Origin of the sequence: Terrabacter sp. 2RAF25, assembly GCF_052115265.1 — a bacterium.
Classification (GTDB): domain Bacteria; phylum Actinomycetota; class Actinomycetes; order Actinomycetales; family Dermatophilaceae; genus Terrabacter.
Map to the genome: position 1 here is coordinate 1 of NZ_JBFRGJ010000073.1, position 382 is coordinate 382.

Below are 382 nucleotides of genomic sequence, written 5' to 3' on the forward strand. Positions count from 1 at the left end.
ATTACCCCACCAACTACCTAATCCAACGCGGGCCGATCCTTCTCCGATAAATCTTTCCCCCAAAGGGCGTATGCGGTATTACTCTCAGTTTCCCGAGGCTATTCCGCAGAGAAGGGCACGTTCCCACGCGTTACTCACCCGTCCGCCGCTCACCCCGAAGGGCGCGCTCGACTTGCATGTGTTARGCCTGCCGCCAGCGTTCGTTCTGAGCCAGGATCAAACTCTCAAGTTGAAAGGCTCAACGAGCCTATCCTTGACAGAAGAACCTCTGCACATCTGTCACCTGGACCTAACCAGGTAACCTTCTGTTCATCGTCCTCACTCGCGTGAAACCGACAAACAGTGAAGCTGACACTTCCATCATCGGGGCGAACCCCTAGGA

At 55.1% G+C, this 382-nt stretch carries 1 rRNA gene; it reads right to left on the reverse strand.

What is annotated here, in order from left to right:
* Positions 1-232, reverse strand: a 16S ribosomal RNA gene (locus AB4091_RS22015); the annotation flags it as partial.
* Positions 233-382: the final 150 nt, after the last annotated feature.